The organism is Candidatus Bathyarchaeota archaeon, assembly GCA_026014465.1.
In the GTDB taxonomy this organism is placed as follows: domain Archaea; phylum Thermoproteota; class Bathyarchaeia; order Bathyarchaeales; family Bathycorpusculaceae; genus JADGNF01.
Map to the genome: position 1 here is coordinate 817,141 of JAOZID010000010.1, position 18,107 is coordinate 835,247.

The window sequence follows — 18,107 nt, forward strand, 5'->3', positions numbered from 1 at the left end:
CTCTCTTTGAGGGCAAGACCAAAAAAAATGTTCCGAGACCCAGTATGCGGCATGAATCTAGACGAAAACACAGCAAAATTCAAAATCACTTACCAAGGCGAAACATACTACTTCTGCAGCCTACCATGCAAAAAAAGATTCAAACGCCACGCAACAAAATACGTCAAATAACCCACCAACCATTGCGAGCCCCCTTTTAAGGTAAGGCTCCAAAATTTCCTCTACACAAACAACAACCAAAAGCAGCAACGCAATAGCGATCTGCTAAGAATTCTGCAGTTAAACTCAAAACAGGGTCTAGGATTTTAGGCGAAAACGGTTTTGCCTTGTACATAATTGTTTTGAACATGGAGGTGATAATGTGACGGATAAAGAAAAAATTGAAAAGGACGCTAAGAAAACGGGCAGTCTTGTCGGTAAGGGTTTGAAGAAAGGTGCACAAGCAACGAAGAGTTTTGGAAAAGGCGTAAAAGAAGAACTTGAAAAGGACAAGAAGGAGAAGAAGTAAGAGCGCCTAGAGCTTGTCTGTGGCGGATATGTCCATCATCATTAAGCCCGAGGCAGGTTTGGGGTAGAAGTCAGTGGATTTTTCGGGGAGGCGTTCGCGTTTTTGAGCGATTTGCCAGACCATCGCGGGGTCAAGCGGGTTGATGAGAAAGGCTAGTTTGGCGTCGCCTTGGTTGACTTTTTCTATGGCGGTTCGCAGGGAGCGTTCGTAGTGGATGTCTTCGTCGATTTTTAGCTCACCTGTTTTGATTAAGGTGTTGAATATGAAGTCGCGCAGGATAACCACGTCTAGGAGCGCTACGTCTTTGGGGGTGTTCTTGTTAGCTGCTTTTAGGGCTTCCTGCTCGTTTTTTAGGAGCATACCGTAGGCTTTGGAGCCGTCGTACATGCAAAATACGTGCTCTGTTTTGTGGTCTGCAAGAAAAGCCTCCAACGTTTCAGCGTCGGGCGCAAGTTCAGTTAAATGGAAGTGCTCCTTGAAGAGGTCGAGTACGCTTTGGGTTAACTCAAATTTTCGCAGAAGCCTGTGAGTTGGCAAAATCAAGAGCCCTTCATCTTGCACGGGAACCAAGTAGCTCATGTGAAAATTAAAAGCCAAATCCAAAGACCCCGCAACCTGCTCTTGGCGCTCATCACGGTAAGCTATGGCACTTTCGTATCGGTGATGCCCATCCGTGATTACAAGGGCTTTATCAGCTAAGGCATCTTGAAGCAACCGAATCTGGTCAGGCTCAGTTATCTGCCACACTTGATTTTTCACGCCAAACTGGTCTTCAACAGCAATTACGGGCGCAGTCTGCGTTACCTTAGCAAAAAAGTCAACGGTTATGTTTTCTGGGTCAGAGTAAATCAGGAAAACGGGTTCAAGGTCTTTTTGGATTGTTCGTAACATGTTTAGGCGGTCAGCTTTGGGAGCAGCAAAAGTGGTTTCATGGGGGAAAACCATGTTTTCACTGTAGGGGTAAAGGCGCAGGGCGGCGATTAAGCCTGTTCGGGTGTGGTTTTTGCCGTTGGAGCGAAATTCTTGGCGGCACACGAAAACGGAAGGGGAGTCGTCTTTTGCCATTATGTGTTCGTTGAGCCATTCGTAGATGCGTTGATGCACGGTTTGGTAACGGTTCTCCTCTAGGGGCAAAATAAGGCGGCAGTAATTGTATGGAGATTTTTCGTAGTATTCGCGTTGCATGTCCTGGTTGATTTTGTCGTAAGGTTGAGTTATTAGGTTCTTGAGGTTTCCAGCTTTCTCGGTGTACCGTATGGCTTTAAAGGGTTTAATGTCTACCATGATTTTTCAGCTCCCAGATTACGAAATATTCAAACTATTATTTTGTGCAAAGACCAGCTTTGTCGGGGTTTCTGCCTGTTTGAGTCGCTATGACAAAGTCTAAACTGAGAAGTTTATTGTTTTTGGGTCACCAGCAAGGTTTCCTTGAGGCTACATCCAAAACAGCACATGTGAAGGAGGTTAGTTGGTTAGGTTCCAGAGTTCGTCAATTGTGTCAAGGGCTTCTTTTATTGTGGGCACGGTCCATTCGCCCATGTGTCCGATGCGGAAGGTTTTTTCTGCTAATGCGCCGTAGCCGTTGCTGATTTCTAAGCCGCGTTCTGATAGTTTTTGGTTTAATTCTTTGACGTTTTTGCCCAAAATATTTTTGATACATGAAACCGTTATGGATTCATAGCCTTTTTCGGGGAACATTTCGAAATGCTTTTTCGCCCAAGTCTGCGTGAGTGCTGCCATGTCTTTGTGGCGTTGATAGATTTTCTCGTAAGTCTCAGCGAGCATAAGGTCTAAGCGTTTGTTTAGGGCGTAAAGAAGCGAAACGTTTGGCGTGAAGGGAGTTTGATGCTTTTGTTCGAACTTGAAAATCTCCAAAATATCAGTGTAGCCGCCACGGTTAGGCACAGTCTCGGCGCGTTCCAAAGCACGGTCACTAACCAAAGCAACAGCTAAACCTGGGGGGAGGGCAAAGCATTTTTGGGTGGAAGCAAAAAGCACGTCAACGCCCATTTCATGAGGCAAAGTTTTATCGCCAGCCATGGAGGAGACGCTGTCCACTGCGAAGACCACGTCAGGGTAGTTCTTGCGCACGAGTTTGCCAACTTCAGAGACGGGGCTGCGGGTGCCTGTTGAGGATTCGTTGTGGCACATGGTTAAGGTGTCGTACTCACCCGTTTCAAGTTTCTGCGCTATGACATCGGGTTTAACAACGCTGCCCCATTCAGCCTCCAAAAAATCAGCGACCTTGCCGCAGGAACGCACAATTTCTCCAAACCGTTTAGAAAACGCGCCGTTAATGCAGCACAACGCCTTCTTTTTCACGATGCTACGGCCAACGATGTCAAACCATAAAGTGCCTGAAGAGGTCGTGGTGGTGGGCTGATAAGCATCGGGCAACTCGAATAAACGCGATAGCTTGGCGGTTATGTCAGTGTACAAGGCGGTGAAGGCTTTGCTTCTGTGCCCCATAAGAGGTTTAGTTTGCTCGTTAAGTATTTCGAAACTTACTTCGGTTGGTCCGGGAATCAAAAGTTTCTTGTGCATCATGTTTTTCTCCTTAAACGGTTAGAGGCTCCAGTAAGCCACATCATTGGTGCATCCACTGTTTTGCAGCCCATTTACATCAAAACCGATGGAGCATACGAAGTTAACTGCCTGCAAGCAAGAGTTGACCTTTACCCAAATTGGTTATGTTACGTCTGGAAACGTATTTTTGGGGGAAGGTCATTGCAATTAACCCCTTAAAACAAGTAGGGGCATAAATTTTGCTTATAAAGTTTATGTTGTGTGAAGCTTAAAGCAGAAAAGGGCAAAGGTGTAAAGTGTTCTATAAGATTGTTCTAAAATTAAACCTCACAAGGGATTTAAAGGCAAACTAGTATGAATGCTACAGGAGAGTTAAATTCCTCGATGTCAAAAATTGAAATGGTCCTTGAGGTACTAAGTGACGGCGAATGGCATAGCATAATGGAAATACAGCAGCTCACCGAACTCAACGAACAGCAAACCAAAGAAATCGCTGCTTTTCTTTTTGAATACGAATTCGCCAAAGTGGACGTAGAAAGCAACAAAGTAAGAATAAGCAAATGCTTTAGAGAACTTTTAACCCAAGTAGCAACCTGCTAACAAACAAGCAAGCAGGCACTTGAACCTGAAAAGTTTTTCGCGTCAACCCAACAAAGGCAAATACGCCTCAAACCACAATGAGTATTCAGAAAAAGCATAAAAAAGGAAAGACGTAAAGCAGCAGCTACAGCAGCGTTTCGTCCAAACCAGATTGGCAGTATGCAAAAACAAAAGAAGCTTATTTCTCAAACTCATCAAAGAATTTGAGAAGAAGCTCTGCAACTTTTTCGCCAAGGGGTGTACTTAGATAGTACTTTTTTAGCGGGTCGATTCGTTCGCTTTTAGCTAAGCCTAAAGACTCAATCTCAAGCATTCTAGCCCTGAAAGTACCGTCACTCAAAGTCAAATTGTTCTCTCGCATGAAATCCTTTGCTTCTTTCCATTTGCCCCTGCCCACAGAAAGCAGCAAAAGACAGTCGATAGCGTGGTCCTTCTCCAGCATAGCCTTTATAGCCGAAAGCTTAGAGTCTGTTAGGATTTGCTTTACCTTCTCCTCTTCTCCACGTTTTTCCATATTTCACCACTCATTGTTTCTTGATAATAAGGATTTAACTTAAAAGAATTTAACTTATATTACGATTTGTGAAACATATCGGCAGAAGTCAAACTCGGCAAACCCGACAAAATGTTGGGCAAAGTTAAAATGGATTAGCAACGAAACCCCCGCCGTTAACTGTTCCTCCGATTTAATAACTCATCCATTATGTAGTCATAGTTTAAATCTTTAATGTAATCTGCAGGGTTTGATGCAGCATTTAGAATGCTTTAAACCAGAAAAGTAGACAGAAAAGAAAAGTAGGAATCAAAAAGGGGTTTAGGCGAAGTTGCGGGTTTCTTTGCGTCTTTCGGCTTCTTCGTAGAAACGCAGGACTTCGTCGATGATTTCAACGTTTGACAACAGCATCCGGCGGCAGCAGAAACGTTTAACGCCTAAACTGTCAAGGACATCTTTGGCGTTCTCTCCAGTTCGGATACGGCGGGCAAACTCTTCCCATCGGTCTCCGACCAGTTTACCGCAGGTGAAGCATCTAACGGGGATAATCATCTTTTTTGCTCCTGTTATCTGTAGCTCTTTTGCTCTTTTGCTCTTGCGCCTGGACCACCGAATTTCTTGGGTTCTTTGCTTCGGGCGTCGCCAGCGACCATGGTTCGGTCGTATTCGGTGAAGACTGTTCGCATGTGGGAGCTCTTGGTCCATTTGAGCAGAGCATTTGCAATGGCCATGCGGGCGGCTTCTGCTTGTCCCATGTAGCCTCCGCCGCGGGTTTTAACGTCCATGTCGACTTGTTTCCAAGCGGATTCGCCAGCCTGCAACAAAGGCTCCATAATTTTCTCGCGAGCAATCTCGGGCTCAATAATCTCAACAGGCGTCATGTTAACACGCACCTTACCCACACCCTGACGAATTACAGCGCGGGAGGTTGCGGTCTTGCGTTTTCCACTAACAACAATTACTTTTTTGCTTGGCATAACTATGCACCTCTATTCCAGCCGATTTCTGCGGCTAAGTCACCCACGGTTAAGCGTGGACCGTTTAGGTTTGCTGCGTTAGCTTGCTCAACTGTTTCTAGTGTGCAAGCAGCGAATTCTTCGGGGATTCCCATGTAAACTTTGAGTTTTTTGTAGGCGGTTTTGCCTTTGGGTTGCCTCCAGGGAAGCATGCCGCGCACGGTTTTGCGTACTATGCGGTCGGGGCGTCGGGAGTGGAATGGCCCACGTTCGGGGGCGCCTACTTCAAGGAACGTTTTGGCTTCGGCAACTTTGTTTTTGCGTTTGCCAGAAATTACAACTTTTTCGGCGTTCACAATGATTATGTCTTCGCCGTTGAGTAGTCGTTTGGCGATTTTGCTGCACATTCTACCAAGGACTAATCCTTCGCCGTTGACTACAGCTGCTTTAGGATTTATGCTTTGCATCTTTTTCACCCAATAATCTTTACTTTAGAGCCAGCAGGGTTTTTCTCTATGAGTTCAGCAATAGACAAGTATTTTGCTTTTGCGGCTGCCAGCTTTGCTTTTGCCTTCTCAGAAGCAGAAAAAGCAGCAACAGTTACTGCACGATCAATTGTGCCCACGGCTAAAAGTTTTCCAGGCACTAGCAACGTGTCGTTTTCGTCGGCGTAACGGTTTAGTTTGCTTAGGTTCACGGCTATGCGTTGCCTGCTGGGTTTAGATAAACGTGCAGCAACATCTGACCAGATGCTTACGTTTTGCTCGCGGCTTTGCTTCTTTAAGGAAGTTATAAGCTGTAGTAGCTCAGGGTTTGTAGATTTGGTTTCTCTCATTTGATGTCCACCTTTAGCTGTTCTTCAAACTCTTTTAATCGTTTATCCAATATGTTAGTTGCTTCCTGCAGTATCTGCTTGGGAGGAAGCCCACCGTTGGATTCGATGTTCATAATGAACATGTCTTTTTCCCATGTGACGTTGATTCCACCGTTGTTGCGGTTGGGACAAAGCTCCACACAGTCCATGCACAGGTTACAGGAAAGCAAGTCAGTTACGACCACCTTGTTTGATTTCATCGAAAGGACTTTTTTGGAGCATATATCGACGCATTTGCTGCAGTCGTCGCAGGTTTTGGTTGGAACCTCGATTTTGGGGTAGTACTTGTATGCTGCTACGCATACGGGTTGCCATTTGGCGTGAACTCTTCCTGTGCCCAGTCGGGCGTAAGCTTCAAGTTTTAGTTTTTGTCCCTTTGCCAACTTTGCAATCGGCAGTTTCTCGGTAACTGGAACTACATCAGGGTTTTCGGAAACCATCTCGCCAGAGTAAACGGGGCGTGTTTCCTCGGTTGATTCGGCATTCAAGGTCAGGGTGACTCTGCATTGGGGGCAGCCGAATTCGCTTTGGCACTCGCAGTCTTCGGGAAGGTTGTAGTTGGCGAGGTCGGTTTTTAGGGGAAGAAGACCAAGTCTGTGGGCAATCATTTCGTCTTGAAGCACTGATGTGTTCTCAATCATAACTACCTCGTCGATAGCCATGCAGGGAACTTCAGAGAGGGCTATCCTGCGCAGAGCGTTCATTAAGGGAACGTTAGCGTCTTTAACGACTATGCGAAGGAACGCTTCATCTTTTTCAAGGACTTCAATTTTCACGTGCTCAGACACTCCACAAGTAACTACAACAAATTTTTGCGTTCAATACAGACATGAGAGCTATTTCAATATTTCCGTTAACAAAGGGGAAAGGGAAGCGACTAAACGCGTCTGCCCCTTCTGCCACCGGGTCTACGGGTACCATCATGGGGAACAGGCGTAACTTCTTCGATGCGCTCGATGCGGAAGCCAAAACGTGCGAAAGCTCGGATGGCTGCTTGTGCGCCTGGACCAGGAGTACGTGGACCTGAACCGCCGGGGGCACGGACTTTGATGTGGATGGCTGTTATGCCTTTGTCGCGGGCGATTTCTGCGGCTCCTGTTGCTGCGCGCATTGCTGCGTAGGGGCTGGATTCCATGCGGTCTGCTTTGACGAACATGCCGCCGCTTGTGCGGGCGATGGTTTCTGCGCCTGAAATGTCGGTGATGTGAACCATGGTGTTGTTGTAGGAGCTAAAGATGTGGACTACGCCCCATTTTTCAGATTTTTTGCTGCTCAAAATCGTCCACCTCTACGTCTTCGTCGGTCGTTAGGCTGCCTGATTTCAGGCTGTTTGGTTACGATGGTCATTGCTACGCGGGTTGGGTGTGCAGCGTTCACAAATTGGCTATCAGGAGAGTAATCAATTACTTTTTCGTCTTCGCGTGAGACGATATAGCCTGGAACGGTGACTCTTCGGTTACCGATAACTACATGACCGTGTGTGATTAGCTGGCGTGCTTGATAGGGGGTTTTGGATAGGCTTTTGCGGAAAATGATTGTTTGGAGCCTGCGTTCTAGGATGTCTTCGATGGATAAGTCTAAAACGTCGTCCAAAACGGCTGTTTCTTGCAGAACGCCGATTTTTTTGAGGCGTGTTAGCAACTCGTTTTCCATTTTCACGCGCTCGTCTGGGGTTTGACCCATTAGGGAACGTGCGATGCCTCTGAATTTGGAGAGCATGGTTTCGTGGCGCCACAGTTCATGCTTGTTTCTTAAGCCGTAAGTTCCAAGAAGTTTAAGTTCTTCTTGCAGGATGTCTTTGCGCCAGGGGAAACGTGGGGTATCAAATTTTCGTCTTTGCCTTTTAGGATCGCCCATCTATTATTTGCCTCCGCCTTTGCCTTGTGGGGTCTTTTTCTTGACGCCCAAGGATTTGCCTGCTCTGCCGGTGGTTTTGGTTCGTTGACCGCGTACTTTTAGGCTGTAAGCGTGGCGGTATCCTCTCCAGCAGCGAATGGACTTGGCAAGGTCAATGTCGTTTTTAGTTGCCAAAGCAAGGTCTGCGCTTATAACGTGCAGGTCTTTGCCCGTGTCAGAGTCCTTGCGGCGGTTCAAAAGCCATGCAGGTATATTGTAACTGTAAGGGTCTTTGATGATATCCTCAATCTTGGATATCTCAGATTCTGTAAGAAAACCCGCCCTCAGGTCAGGGTTAATGCCTGCTTTCTTGAGAATGATATTTGCTAGACTCAGGTTCACACCTTTAACTTTGGTAGCAGCATAAACAGCCTTAGCAGTTCCTGCCGAATCTGAACCCAAGATACGAACTATGTGATTGAATTCCTGAGATGACATCTGATTATTCTTCCGTTAACCTTGAAGCATATACGAAATGACATAGTCTTTATTTAAACCTTACTTCCACAGGTTCTGAGAAATCTTTGGCACTTGTAGACAAACAGGGGTTTTAGACTGGCGTGTGAAAATCATCACTTGCAGGTTCTATGGTTTGATTGAGTTGGGGGAATGATGTAACACATCGGGTTTATAACAAAATAAGTCCACTTTTAATTAACTCTCTACTTCTCAAAAGAGGTGTTCCATACGAAAATATTTATGCTTTACATCTCTGTACTATACAAATGAGATTTGAAAAATGGTCGAGGTTTTATTGGCTACTGTAGACCAGAATAAAATAGATTTAGCCATTGCTGGTATGGAATTAGCCAAAGCCGCAGTACCACCAACCATAGAACTGATAAAAGGGCGATTTCTATCAAGAAAAACGGTAAAAGTGGAGATAACGGCTATTGCGGTATATTCTTTTTATAATCCAATACCAATGGAAGATTACCATAGTGCATTTATCAAAAAAATTGTTGAGAATCGGGTCGATAAAAATAAACTGAACATTAATGATGTAACAGTTAGCTATTCTATAAGCCCAAACGTAAAAACCTTCTACCCACTGGGATTATCTGACTTCGGAGAAGACATCCTAAAACAGGACGAAATTTTATCGTTATACGCAGGAATAGACCAAATACGAGTCTTCATTCACCCATCGCAACTACAAATGTCTTCAGAAGACTTAACCACATTCATTCAAGCCTTTGATGATTTTATTACAAACACAGCAGAATTGCTGAGAGCAGAAGGGAAAATCCCGCTAAAGTTTGCAGTAAAACACATAGTATTCAATACAAACAATCAGCAATTTCTCCAAAACTGCCCAAAACTCATCGCAGATGAAAGCTTAAGAGTGTATTGCTGCAATTCTAAACTATCGATTACATACTCAAAGGTGGATAAGCTACTCAACTTAACCCGTGTCCTATGGTGATAAAATGTTTCTGTCTTGCTCTTTTTTTAAGCCGCTAACATCTGATGTCTTTAACATACTGCTCAAAAAGGGAACATACTCCCTCCATAATGATTTTAAACTCTACATCAAAAATACAGTCGAACAGACAGGCTTTGCCCTTCCCCCGAATTTTGAACCACAGACTTCATCTCTGGGAAAGTTAATTGAGGTATATTATGATGATACAATCACTGTCAGAACGATGGATGAAATAAACTTGGAAATGCGCAGTCATATTGTCAAATATACTGAAGGACCTAAATGGGCGTATATATTCCACAAAGAACCACTAACCAACATAATAGGAATATTCGCTAGCAGTAGTGATGCAGGCAGAATAGCGAAAAATATCGGAGTGGCAACAAAAAAAGCGAGTACTGGCTTGGTATCTGCACCTTTAAAAAGCGTATCTTTTCTCTTAAAAGAAAAGGAGAATGAAATTAATAAAATAGAGGAATTTAGTGATACTATAGAAGTTAGAGCTAGTGACGTTAAAGACCCCTATATAGCGGATGTTTGGCTTAAAGGTTCAGCTGTTGACGAATCAATAGAATATGAGAAACTGATTAGAGACCCTGCTATAGGCGGCATAGTGGAATATATGGCAATTAATTATAAGAAGAAAACATACTACATTTTTTCCGATGGTCGTTTATTTACGAGGCAAGCATCCGAAGAACTTTTAGAAGATGTTTATCCAATCTATGAAATTGTCGAAAGATTATATTCCGTCGGAGTAGTCCAAATTTAATTAGGATGCACCCCTTTGTTTTTGTGTGTTTTATATTAGGACCTCCCGCTTATCGTCCCCTAAAGATGATTTCGATGTATCTGCGGGTGTTTTTTCCCGGTTAGTGCTTCGTTGGGTGTTATGTAGTTGTAGAATATTTGGGTCTTTAATTAACAGGACTCTCCACAGAAGAATGGAAAAAAACAATGCCAAACAGCGCCACGCCAACCTATTAGGATGCAAATATTAATTCTATGCAGAAAGGGGGAGGGGGTCTACGTGGTTTTGCAGAGCTGGTGGAAAGTGGGGGTTTGGTTTAGTAGGCGTATATTCTGCCGTAGGGTCTGCTTGAGTAGGGTATGATTTTTTTGAAGGGTTTGCTCATGATGGTGTTGTAGTCGGTTTTGAAGTGGTTGCAGTATTCTTTGACTAAGGTTTCGATGGTGGTTTTGTCGGTTTCGTTGATGTCTGTGACTTTGACTTCTTTGCCCAAGTGGGTGACTTCGCCGCGTACGTAGATGACGCCGCCGTGCATGCCTGTGCCGACGAATTTTGCTCCGTGGGGTTCGTCGTCTTTGAGGTTTAACCCCATGACTACGAGGATTCCGCCTGCCATGTATTCGCCCAGAAAGTCCTGTGCGGTTCCGCCTACGACCATGGTGGATTTTTTGTCGAGATATTCTTTCATGTGGATGCCTACGCGAGTTCCGACGTTGTCGCGGATGAAGATTTTGCCGCCTCTCATGCCGTAGCCTGCGATGTCGCCTGCTCTGCCGTGTATAACCATTTGTCCGTCGTTCATGGTGTTGCCGATGCAGTCTTGGGCGTTGCCGTGGACTTCTATGCTTTGTCCATCCATGAAGGCAGCTAAATCGTTGCCGGGCGTGCCGTATATGTCGATTTTGAGTTTGTTTTTAAGGTCAGTTCCGATGTAGCGTTGACCGTAAACGTTGCGTATCTCAATTTTTTTGGCGCCTGCCTTGTCGAGTTGACGCAGCAAAGCGTTGAGTTCGCGGTAGTACATACCAGTTGCGTCTACTTTCCAGACATCATCTTGTAGGGTTAGGCACGCGTGAAACTTGGCGTCAATTCCAGCAAAGTTTTTTTCTTCAACCATTTCTCATCATTCTCCATACAGATTTATTGTCCTGCCAGTTTTACACCCAAGATTTTAGCTTCAGCCTCAGTTAACCCGACGCCGCGCAGGTGCAAACGGTTACCACGCAAGCTCTCTATAGCGTTTACGCCCATGCCACCCATCATGTCCTTGATTTCAAGGCTCCAGCCACGCAGCAAATTCGAGAGCCGCTCAGCCGCAATATCAGGGTTCACGCGCTTGCTAATCCACGGGTCACTAGTCGCAATGCCCCACGGACACTTTCCAGTGTAGCATTTCTGGCAAACCGTACATCCTATAGCGATTAAGGCGGCGGTTCCTATGTATACGGCGTCTGCACCCAACGCTATGGCTTTGAGGACATCACCGCTGTTTCTAAAGCCTCCTGCGGCAACCACGGAAGCCATGTTACGAATGCCCTCATCACGCAAACGTTGGTCTACACTTGCGATGGCAAATTCTATGGGTATGCCTACGTTATCTCGGATAACTTTGGGAGCTGCACCAGTAGAGCCGCGCACACCGTCAATGGCTATGATGTCTGCTCCTGCCCGTGCAATGCCACTTGCGATGGCTGCGACGTTGTGAACTGCTGCGATTTTGACAGAAACGGGTTTTTCGTAGTTGGTTGCTTCTTTGAGGGCGTAGATGAGTTGGCGCAGGTCTTCGATGCTGTAGATGTCATGCTGAGGCGCAGGTGAAAGAGCGTCAGTGCCAATTGGTATCATGCGGGTTTTGGCTACGTGGTCAGAGACTTTCTCGCCGGGGAGGTGGCCTCCGATGCCGGGTTTTGCGCCTTGGCCGATTTTGATTTCGACTGCGGCGCCTGCGTTAAGATACTTGGAGTGAACTCCGAAGCGTCCTGAGGCGACTTGGACGATGGTGTTTTTGCCGTACTTGTAGAGTTTGGATGCTAAGCCGCCTTCTCCAGTGTTGAAGTAGGTGCCTGATTTGGTGGCTGCCCGCGCAAGGGCTTCATGAACGTTGAGGCTAATTGCACCGTAGGACATGGCAGTGAAAAGGATGGGGGTTTCAAGGGTTAGCTGGGGGGTGAGTTGGGTTTTCAGTGTGATGTCGTCGCCGTCCACGTCAACTTCTAAAGCGTCGGGTTTTTTGCCTAGGTATGTGCGGATTTCCATGGGTTCGCGCAGGGGGTCAATGGAGGGGTTGGTGACTTGGCTGGCGTTAACTAAGAGTTTGTCCCAGTAGGTGAGTTCGGGTTTGTCGCACCCCATGCCTGTAAGCAAGACTCCACCAGTTTCTGCTTGCTTTTTGATGTCGTAAATAGACGCTGAGGACCAGTTGCCGTTTGCACGGTAGGGTCCAGGGTTTTTGCTTACGGTTAGGGCGCCTGTGGGGCACATGGTTACGCATCGTTGGCAGTTAACGCAGTTTTCGCTGTCGCTACACATAACGTCGTCTTCTTCGTCGTAGCTATGGGTTTCGTAGGTGCACTGGTTGACGCAGACTTTGCATCGGATGCATTTTTCTTCGTCACGTTCCACGATGTAGTCTGAGGGTAAGTAGCTTTTCATTACTGATGCGCCTCCAAGGTGGGTATGGATTCGATTAGTTTTTTGCCGCCGATTCTGCCTATGACGGGTTCGCCGCCTTTAGGAGTCCAGAGGCGGTCAAGCTGGGGCGAAACAAGGCGGATGGATGCTTCTTCTGAGGACAAGTAGAGCAGGTCGCCTTTGGTTGCAGCTATCATGGGTCGCAGTTTGACGCGGTCGGTTAAGCCTATCATCTCGCCGTGCTGAGCAACTACAACGCTAAAGGGTCCATTCATTAACAGGCTGCCATAAGTTTGGCGCAGAACTTTTGCGAGTTGGCTTTGCTTGGTTTGCGAAGCATCGATTTCTGACCAAAACGGCGGAGCCATAATCTGCGCAACCAACTCGATAGGCAAACGTTGACGCCGCATAAGCAAATCAAACGCGTATGCTACTACTTCGGTGTCGGTTTGCAGGGTGCATTTGTACCCAAACATTTCGAGGTAGCGGCGGTTTATGCCGTAGCTGGAGATTTCGCCGTTGTGAACTACTGTCCAGTCAAGGATGTTGAAGGGGTGTGCGCCTCCCCACCATCCGGGCGTGTTGGTTGGGAACCTGCCGTGGCATGTCCACAGGTAGCCTTGGTATTCTTCGAGGCAGAAAAAGTCGGCTATGTCTTCGGGGAATCCGACTCCTTTGAAGACGCCCATGTCTTTGCCGCTGGAGAACACGAAAGCTTTGCCTGTTTCAGTGTTGATGCGCATGACAGCGTTTATGATGCATTCTTCTTCGTTGAGGGCACCTTTGAGCAGGCTGGGTTTAGGTTCCACGAAGTACCGCCACAGCAATGGGGGGTCTATGACGTTGGCGGGTTTGGTTTGCATCTCCTCTTCGTGAACGATAGTGAAGCAGGAAGAGAGGATTTTCTCGGTTTTCTCTTTAGCTTCAGGGCTCAGGTACATGATGTGAAAAGCGTAGTAGTCTTTGTATCTGGGGTAGATACCGTAGACAGCAAAGCCGCCGCCTAAGCCGTTGCCGCGGTCATGCATGTTCGCAATTGCCGCTACGGGGTCGCGTGAGCTGAAACGTTTGCCTTCTAAATCCATCATGCCAAATATGGAGCATCCTGAGAAGTCCTTGTCGTGACCGTAGGGGTTTATGATTTTTCTGTCATGTTCATTCATCGTTTTTGCCTCCAAACCCAAGTTTTTCTCGCAAAGGCGCAGGCAGTATAGCTAAGCCAAAGTCCTCCGAGAGCAGGGATTGTTTGAAATCGTCTACGTTAACCTTGTTTTTTATGAGGTAAAATATGATACCCGCGCGTTCGATGTCGCCTAGAAAAGTCATGCCAACTATGACGCCGTCTTTGAGGACGAGTTTTTTGTAGACACGTTTGTTCTCGTCTGTGTGGGTTAAGATTTCCAGGCCTGCGGGGTCTTTGGGGTTAGCCAAGCCAACTGAGACGATGGGGACACCGAAGTATTTGAGGGAGCTCATATTGGTTCCGCCCGCGTAATCTGCGGGTTTGCCTGCCATGTTGTAGCCTGCGATTTTTCCTTCCAAAACAGCTAAAGGCCAAAGGGGCAAGAGGCGGTTTTGGTCTAGGAGGAAATCGTATGCTTCGGCTACGTCTCCGCCAGCGTATATGTCTGGGATGCTAGTTTGCATGCGGCTGTCTACGAGTATGCCGCGGTTGGTTTTCACGTCGGTTCCCGCGACGACTTCTGTTCTGGGGATTACGCCGATGGCTACGATTACAAGGTCACAGGGCAACTGCTCACCTGTGGTTAAGGTGACGCCGCCGACGCTGCTTTCATCTTGGGGTTTGCCAAGGATTTTGGTGACGGATTTTCCGGTTAGGATGTTGACGCCTGCTTTTTTGATGACTTCTTCGACGATGGTTGAGGCTTGCGGGTCAAGAATCAAACTCAAAATCTTGTCTTGCAACTCAACGAGGGTAACTTTTAAGCCGCGCTTAACCAACGCGTCGGTTACGCTAATGCCAATTAAGCCTGCGCCTATGACGACGACGTTTTTGGCGTTGATTTCATCGATTTTCTTGGAAATGCTCTGCGCATCGTTTACAGTGGTGAAAGTGTAGACACCTTTTTTGTCTGAACCCTCCATCTTTGGGACAAAAGGTTTGCCGCCGGTTGCGATGAAGAGTTTTTCGTAGGGGACTTTTTCGCCATCGTCAAGAACTACGGCGTGTTCAGCGGTGTTTAGGCTCGCGGCTTTTTTGCCTGCCAAAGCTTCAACCTTGTTTTCTTGCCAGAACTCGTCACTACGGGTCTTCATTTTTTCAAAGTCAGCTTTGCCGCTGACAAAATCGCTAATCATGGGGCGGCTGTAGTGGGGGCAGACTTCTTCGCTGATAACAGCTATAGAGCCTGAAGGGTCTACTTCGCGGATAGCTTCAATTGCACCTACGCCCGCGGCGCAGGCACCGATAATTACGTATTTGGACATTTAGGGTTCTACCTCTTTGAATTCCAATGCTTGGTTGGGGCAGTTAGCTACGCATGCAGGAACCTCAAGCTCCACGCATCGGTCACATTTGGCAACAACTTTGCCTTCCACATCCATTTTTATGGCGCCGTAGGGGCAAATCATAACGCAGGTCCAGCAGCCTATGCATTTGTCGGGGTTGTGAGTTACTAGACCAGTTTCTTTGTCTTTTGTCATGGCGCCTGCTAGGCATGCTTCAACGCAGGGTGCATCGTCGCAGTGGCGGCATTGGATGGCAAAGCTTACGGGTTTGCTCATTTCCCGGCGTACGCGGCTGATGGGTCGGGGTTTTTCTCGGTTGTAGGCTTTGATGATGTCTTTTGATTTGGAATGCTGAACGATGCAGTAGACTTCGCATAGCCCACAGCCCATGCAGGCGTCGGGGTTGGCGACTATTTTTTTCACCATGGTTTTTTCCACTTTTTATGTTGGTTAGCGTGAGCAGGTGAACAGTAAGAGAGGGAGTTCAACGTTGTTTGTGCAGGAAACCTTCTTATCCGCCAGCGTTTATTTAGCTGCGGTTAATAGATTTCTACAAGTGTAAAGCCGTGTGCAGTATCACCTGTTCGGGGAACTTCCCTTAGAAGGTAACGTGTACTCTATATAATGGTAGTGAAAATCATTTATATGTAGCGCAATGAAACATACATTATACATGAATCATATAGACAGGTGAGTTTGTGGCATCAAAAGACCTTGGGTACAGGCGCGTACAAAGCACAGGCAGAGGCTCATACATAATAAGCCTCCCCAAAGAGTGGGTCCAAGACCTCAATCTAAATCGCGGTAGCGAAATAGCCTTCAACCTCCAACCCGACCAGTCACTAAACCTTGTCCCCAGAAAAATCTTGGAGAAAACCGAAAGCCCAAAAGACGCCAAACTAAAAGAGTACTACGTGAGCGTTGACCCCGCCGAAGACCTACAAGCCACCCTGCGCATGATGCAAGCCCTCTACGTCATAAGCGCGGATGTCATACGCATACACTTTCGCGCCAACGTAGACGCCAACAAATTCAAAACCGAAATCAAAAACTTCGTCCGCGACACCTTCTTGGGCGCAGAAATCATCGACGAAACCGACGACGAAATCACACTACAAATCCTAATCAGACACTCCGAGTTCCCCATAGAAAAAGCCGTCCGCCGCATGACCATCGTCGCCCTAGCCGCGAACCGCGACGCCATATCCGCCCTCAAAACCCCCAACAGCGACCTACACCAAAACGTGCTAAACAGCCACCACGACGCCAACAGATTAGGACTTTACGTCGTACGCCAACTAAAATTTGGCATAGAACACAACATGTCCAGAGAAATGGGGTTTAAGACCCCCAAAGAATTTTTGCTCTACCGCATAATCGTCAACTACATACGCAACATAACCGAAAACGCGCTTAACGTCATGAACAATCTGGCACACTTCCAAAAACTAGTCAACGACCAAACGCTTTTCATAAAAGACCCTGTTGACGAGGAGGTTTACTTGCAGATACTAAGCTTCAATGCGCTGGCGCATCAGCTTTTTGAGGACGCAACCAAAGCCATGTTCAAACGCGACTACAACGACGCCGAAAACCTCATCCCCAAACGCCAATCCTACGTAACGCTCGAAAACGACTTGATCAGGCTTATGAGCAGCAAAAAACTTGACCCCAACATAACCGCTATCCTGCGGCTTGTTTTGGACAGCTCCAGACGCATACTCGACTACGCACAGGACATAGCAGAACTTACGCTGAACCGAACCGTAGAAGAACTCTGCCAATCGTTCGCCATCAAATAACCCCTTTTACAAGAGTATCTACGAGTTAGCGCGCCCAAACATTAATTAGTATTACCTTTATCTACAAACGTGCTACCAAAGGTTGTGGGTCAGGCATGGACGAACTCATCAGCAAAGAAAAACTAAGAGAACACAGCATACAAAAAATGTTCCAAGACCTCGAAGGCGAAATCGACCTCATAACAGCAACCGCCAAACTCGGCTTCAACCTCAACAAAACCAACAAAGAAACCCACAAAATCACACTCGCCTACATCGAAGACACCAAAAAAATCGTCGCCACCCTAAAATCACGAATCAACCTACTCTGGGAAACAACCAGCTAAACCCCACTTAACCAGCAGCGGTTAAGGGGGGCTTTTGAATTTTGCTGCACGGTTTGCAATTAGGGTTGCCGTGGCGCCTGCTGCGACTCCGCCGTCTATGTTGACCACTGCTAGCCCCAGTGAACAGGACTGGAGCATAGCCATCAAGGCGCTTACGCCTTTTTCTCCAAACCCAAAACTGTTCGAAGTCGGCACCGCAACCACGGGAACATCCACCAAACCCGCCACCACCGAAGCTAAGGCACCTTCCCTGCCAGCCACCACCACAACCACATCCACGTCCTCGGCGACCAAGGTCTTAAGCGGCTGCATTAATCGGTGAATTCCCGCGACGCCTACATCATACGCCAAGACTACTTTGCACCCCATCTCCTGCGCGATGACCTTGGCTTCCTCGGCTACGGGTATGTCGGAGGTTCCAGCGGTCAGTATGCCGACTTTGCCGCCTGTACTTTTCACAGTGAAACCAGGTTTTTTTAGGATTGCCATGCAGGCTTTTTGGCAGATTTGCAGTTGCGCGTCTGTGGGGGCGTTATCTTGCAGGGTTCGTATGTGGGCGGGGCTGCATCGGCTCACGATTACTCTGCCGCGTTTCTCCAACGTTTTCAACGCAATTTCTGCTACGTCGGGGGCGGTTTTGCCTTCTGCCAGAATTATTTCGGGGATGCCTTTGCGTAGTTCGCGGTTGCCGTCTATCTTTGCGATGCTGCCTAACTCGTCAATAGCTAAAAGCCTAAGCATCTTCTCAGCTTCAGGGGGGGATAACTCTTTTTTTGCAACCTTTTCCAAAACATCCCTAAAAGAATCCATCACAAGTCGAACCACATAAAGACCACAAATGATATATCC

At 47.0% G+C, this 18,107-nt stretch carries 24 protein-coding genes; 7 read left to right on the top strand and 17 right to left on the bottom strand.

The window, feature by feature from the left end; genetic code table 11:
* The first annotated feature begins 6 nt into the window (after positions 1-6).
* Positions 7-171 (top strand): YHS domain-containing protein, encoded by a 165-nt coding sequence (locus NWF04_06325; GenBank protein MCW4006194.1) that lies wholly within the window; start codon positions 7-9, stop codon positions 169-171.
* Between the two features lie 190 nt (positions 172-361).
* Entirely contained in the window at positions 362-508 is a 147-nt protein-coding gene (locus NWF04_06330; GenBank protein ID MCW4006195.1) for a hypothetical protein, read from the top strand.
* A gap of 6 nt (positions 509-514) precedes the next feature.
* On the opposite strand, the gene NWF04_06335 is transcribed toward NWF04_06330, so the two are convergent.
* A complete protein-coding gene (locus NWF04_06335; GenBank protein ID MCW4006196.1) occupies positions 515-1,792 on the bottom strand; it encodes a DUF1015 domain-containing protein in 1,278 nt (425 codons plus the stop codon).
* Between the two features lie 180 nt (positions 1,793-1,972).
* Entirely contained in the window at positions 1,973-3,055 is a 1,083-nt protein-coding gene (locus NWF04_06340; GenBank protein MCW4006197.1) for an alanine--glyoxylate aminotransferase family protein, read from the bottom strand.
* A gap of 333 nt (positions 3,056-3,388) precedes the next feature.
* On the opposite strand from NWF04_06340, the gene NWF04_06345 reads away from it, so the two are divergent.
* Positions 3,389-3,634: a hypothetical protein gene (locus tag NWF04_06345; protein MCW4006198.1), complete on the top strand. Its 246-nt coding sequence runs from the start codon at positions 3,389-3,391 to the stop codon at positions 3,632-3,634.
* A gap of 178 nt (positions 3,635-3,812) precedes the next feature.
* On the opposite strand, the gene NWF04_06350 is transcribed toward NWF04_06345, so the two are convergent.
* The 9 genes from NWF04_06350 to NWF04_06390 form a co-directional block, all read right to left on the bottom strand.
* The gene (locus tag NWF04_06350; protein ID MCW4006199.1) at positions 3,813-4,148 is read right to left on the bottom strand and encodes a hypothetical protein; all 336 of its coding nucleotides are present in this window, start codon (positions 4,146-4,148) and stop codon (positions 3,813-3,815) included.
* Positions 4,149-4,448: 300 nt separating this feature from the next.
* Positions 4,449-4,679 carry a DNA-directed RNA polymerase subunit N gene (locus tag NWF04_06355; GenBank protein ID MCW4006200.1) on the bottom strand — a complete coding sequence of 77 codons (231 nt, stop codon included), beginning with the start codon at positions 4,677-4,679 and terminating at the stop codon, positions 4,449-4,451.
* Between the two features lie 14 nt (positions 4,680-4,693).
* Positions 4,694-5,104, bottom strand: coding sequence for a 30S ribosomal protein S9 (locus tag NWF04_06360; protein ID MCW4006201.1), 411 nt, complete (start codon positions 5,102-5,104; stop codon positions 4,694-4,696).
* A gap of 2 nt (positions 5,105-5,106) precedes the next feature.
* Positions 5,107-5,550 carry a 50S ribosomal protein L13 gene (gene rplM, locus NWF04_06365; protein ID MCW4006202.1) on the bottom strand — a complete coding sequence of 148 codons (444 nt, stop codon included), beginning with the start codon at positions 5,548-5,550 and terminating at the stop codon, positions 5,107-5,109.
* A 5-nt stretch (positions 5,551-5,555) separates the two neighbouring features.
* The gene (locus NWF04_06370) at positions 5,556-5,918 is read right to left on the bottom strand and encodes a 50S ribosomal protein L18e (protein ID MCW4006203.1); all 363 of its coding nucleotides are present in this window, start codon (positions 5,916-5,918) and stop codon (positions 5,556-5,558) included.
* The gene (locus tag NWF04_06375) at positions 5,915-6,733 is read right to left on the bottom strand and encodes a DNA-directed RNA polymerase subunit D (protein ID MCW4006204.1); all 819 of its coding nucleotides are present in this window, start codon (positions 6,731-6,733) and stop codon (positions 5,915-5,917) included. Before NWF04_06375 ends, NWF04_06370 begins: the two co-directional genes overlap by 4 nt.
* A gap of 101 nt (positions 6,734-6,834) precedes the next feature.
* Positions 6,835-7,236, bottom strand: coding sequence for a 30S ribosomal protein S11 (locus NWF04_06380; protein MCW4006205.1), 402 nt, complete (start codon positions 7,234-7,236; stop codon positions 6,835-6,837).
* Positions 7,230-7,814: a 30S ribosomal protein S4 gene (locus tag NWF04_06385; protein MCW4006206.1), complete on the bottom strand. Its 585-nt coding sequence runs from the start codon at positions 7,812-7,814 to the stop codon at positions 7,230-7,232. The genes NWF04_06380 and NWF04_06385 overlap by 7 nt, the downstream gene beginning before the upstream one ends.
* A 3-nt stretch (positions 7,815-7,817) precedes the next feature.
* On the bottom strand, positions 7,818-8,291 hold the full coding sequence (locus tag NWF04_06390; protein MCW4006207.1) for a 30S ribosomal protein S13: 474 nt from the start codon (positions 8,289-8,291) through the stop codon (positions 7,818-7,820).
* 316 nt (positions 8,292-8,607) lie between these two features.
* On the opposite strand from NWF04_06390, the gene NWF04_06395 reads away from it, so the two are divergent.
* Both NWF04_06395 and NWF04_06400 read left to right on the top strand, forming a co-directional pair.
* Entirely contained in the window at positions 8,608-9,279 is a 672-nt protein-coding gene (locus NWF04_06395; protein ID MCW4006208.1) for a hypothetical protein, read from the top strand.
* A gap of 4 nt (positions 9,280-9,283) precedes the next feature.
* Entirely contained in the window at positions 9,284-10,051 is a 768-nt protein-coding gene (locus NWF04_06400; protein ID MCW4006209.1) for a hypothetical protein, read from the top strand.
* A 295-nt stretch (positions 10,052-10,346) separates the two neighbouring features.
* Here NWF04_06400 and NWF04_06405 read toward each other — a convergent pair whose 3' ends face one another.
* From NWF04_06405 to NWF04_06425, 5 genes are read right to left on the bottom strand one after another with little or no spacing between them, the layout of a single operon-like run.
* Positions 10,347-11,147 carry a hypothetical protein gene (locus NWF04_06405; protein MCW4006210.1) on the bottom strand — a complete coding sequence of 267 codons (801 nt, stop codon included), beginning with the start codon at positions 11,145-11,147 and terminating at the stop codon, positions 10,347-10,349.
* A 23-nt stretch (positions 11,148-11,170) separates the two neighbouring features.
* Positions 11,171-12,682 (bottom strand): glutamate synthase-related protein, encoded by a 1,512-nt coding sequence (locus NWF04_06410; GenBank protein MCW4006211.1) that lies wholly within the window; start codon positions 12,680-12,682, stop codon positions 11,171-11,173.
* Positions 12,682-13,824: a glutamine amidotransferase family protein gene (locus tag NWF04_06415; protein MCW4006212.1), complete on the bottom strand. Its 1,143-nt coding sequence runs from the start codon at positions 13,822-13,824 to the stop codon at positions 12,682-12,684. The genes NWF04_06410 and NWF04_06415 overlap by 1 nt, the downstream gene beginning before the upstream one ends.
* Positions 13,817-15,109 (bottom strand): FAD-dependent oxidoreductase, encoded by a 1,293-nt coding sequence (locus NWF04_06420; GenBank protein MCW4006213.1) that lies wholly within the window; start codon positions 15,107-15,109, stop codon positions 13,817-13,819. The genes NWF04_06415 and NWF04_06420 overlap by 8 nt, the downstream gene beginning before the upstream one ends.
* On the bottom strand, positions 15,110-15,553 hold the full coding sequence (locus NWF04_06425; protein MCW4006214.1) for a 4Fe-4S dicluster domain-containing protein: 444 nt from the start codon (positions 15,551-15,553) through the stop codon (positions 15,110-15,112).
* A 275-nt stretch (positions 15,554-15,828) separates the two neighbouring features.
* Here NWF04_06425 and NWF04_06430 point away from each other — a divergent pair, with 275 nt between their 5' ends.
* Both NWF04_06430 and NWF04_06435 read left to right on the top strand, forming a co-directional pair.
* Positions 15,829-16,932: a phosphate uptake regulator PhoU gene (locus NWF04_06430; protein MCW4006215.1), complete on the top strand. Its 1,104-nt coding sequence runs from the start codon at positions 15,829-15,831 to the stop codon at positions 16,930-16,932.
* 95 nt (positions 16,933-17,027) lie between these two features.
* Positions 17,028-17,258, top strand: coding sequence for a hypothetical protein (locus NWF04_06435; protein ID MCW4006216.1), 231 nt, complete (start codon positions 17,028-17,030; stop codon positions 17,256-17,258).
* 21 nt (positions 17,259-17,279) lie between these two features.
* Here NWF04_06435 and larB read toward each other — a convergent pair whose 3' ends face one another.
* Positions 17,280-18,068 (bottom strand): nickel pincer cofactor biosynthesis protein LarB, encoded by a 789-nt coding sequence (larB, locus tag NWF04_06440; protein ID MCW4006217.1) that lies wholly within the window; start codon positions 18,066-18,068, stop codon positions 17,280-17,282.
* Positions 18,069-18,107 lie beyond the last annotated feature (39 nt).

What these genes read in the sequence shown, in the direction of transcription:
- NWF04_06335 (MCW4006196.1), bottom strand. Translation starts at nt 1,792, where the DNA reads ATGGTAGACATTAAACCCTTTAAAGCCATACGGTACACCGAGAAAGCT.
- NWF04_06340 (MCW4006197.1), bottom strand. Translation starts at nt 3,055, where the DNA reads ATGATGCACAAGAAACTTTTGATTCCCGGACCAACCGAAGTAAGTTTC.
- NWF04_06345 (MCW4006198.1), top strand. Translation starts at nt 3,389, where the DNA reads ATGAATGCTACAGGAGAGTTAAATTCCTCGATGTCAAAAATTGAAATG.
- NWF04_06350 (MCW4006199.1), bottom strand. Translation starts at nt 4,148, where the DNA reads ATGGAAAAACGTGGAGAAGAGGAGAAGGTAAAGCAAATCCTAACAGAC.
- NWF04_06355 (MCW4006200.1), bottom strand. Translation starts at nt 4,679, where the DNA reads ATGATTATCCCCGTTAGATGCTTCACCTGCGGTAAACTGGTCGGAGAC.
- NWF04_06360 (MCW4006201.1), bottom strand. Translation starts at nt 5,104, where the DNA reads ATGCCAAGCAAAAAAGTAATTGTTGTTAGTGGAAAACGCAAGACCGCA.
- rplM (MCW4006202.1), bottom strand. Translation starts at nt 5,550, where the DNA reads ATGCAAAGCATAAATCCTAAAGCAGCTGTAGTCAACGGCGAAGGATTA.
- NWF04_06370 (MCW4006203.1), bottom strand. Translation starts at nt 5,918, where the DNA reads ATGAGAGAAACCAAATCTACAAACCCTGAGCTACTACAGCTTATAACT.
- NWF04_06385 (MCW4006206.1), bottom strand. Translation starts at nt 7,814, where the DNA reads ATGGGCGATCCTAAAAGGCAAAGACGAAAATTTGATACCCCACGTTTC.
- NWF04_06390 (MCW4006207.1), bottom strand. Translation starts at nt 8,291, where the DNA reads ATGTCATCTCAGGAATTCAATCACATAGTTCGTATCTTGGGTTCAGAT.
- NWF04_06400 (MCW4006209.1), top strand. Translation starts at nt 9,284, where the DNA reads ATGTTTCTGTCTTGCTCTTTTTTTAAGCCGCTAACATCTGATGTCTTT.
- NWF04_06405 (MCW4006210.1), bottom strand. Translation starts at nt 11,147, where the DNA reads ATGGTTGAAGAAAAAAACTTTGCTGGAATTGACGCCAAGTTTCACGCG.
- NWF04_06410 (MCW4006211.1), bottom strand. Translation starts at nt 12,682, where the DNA reads ATGAAAAGCTACTTACCCTCAGACTACATCGTGGAACGTGACGAAGAA.
- NWF04_06415 (MCW4006212.1), bottom strand. Translation starts at nt 13,824, where the DNA reads ATGAATGAACATGACAGAAAAATCATAAACCCCTACGGTCACGACAAG.
- NWF04_06420 (MCW4006213.1), bottom strand. Translation starts at nt 15,109, where the DNA reads ATGTCCAAATACGTAATTATCGGTGCCTGCGCCGCGGGCGTAGGTGCA.
- NWF04_06435 (MCW4006216.1), top strand. Translation starts at nt 17,028, where the DNA reads ATGGACGAACTCATCAGCAAAGAAAAACTAAGAGAACACAGCATACAA.
- larB (MCW4006217.1), bottom strand. Translation starts at nt 18,068, where the DNA reads ATGGATTCTTTTAGGGATGTTTTGGAAAAGGTTGCAAAAAAAGAGTTA.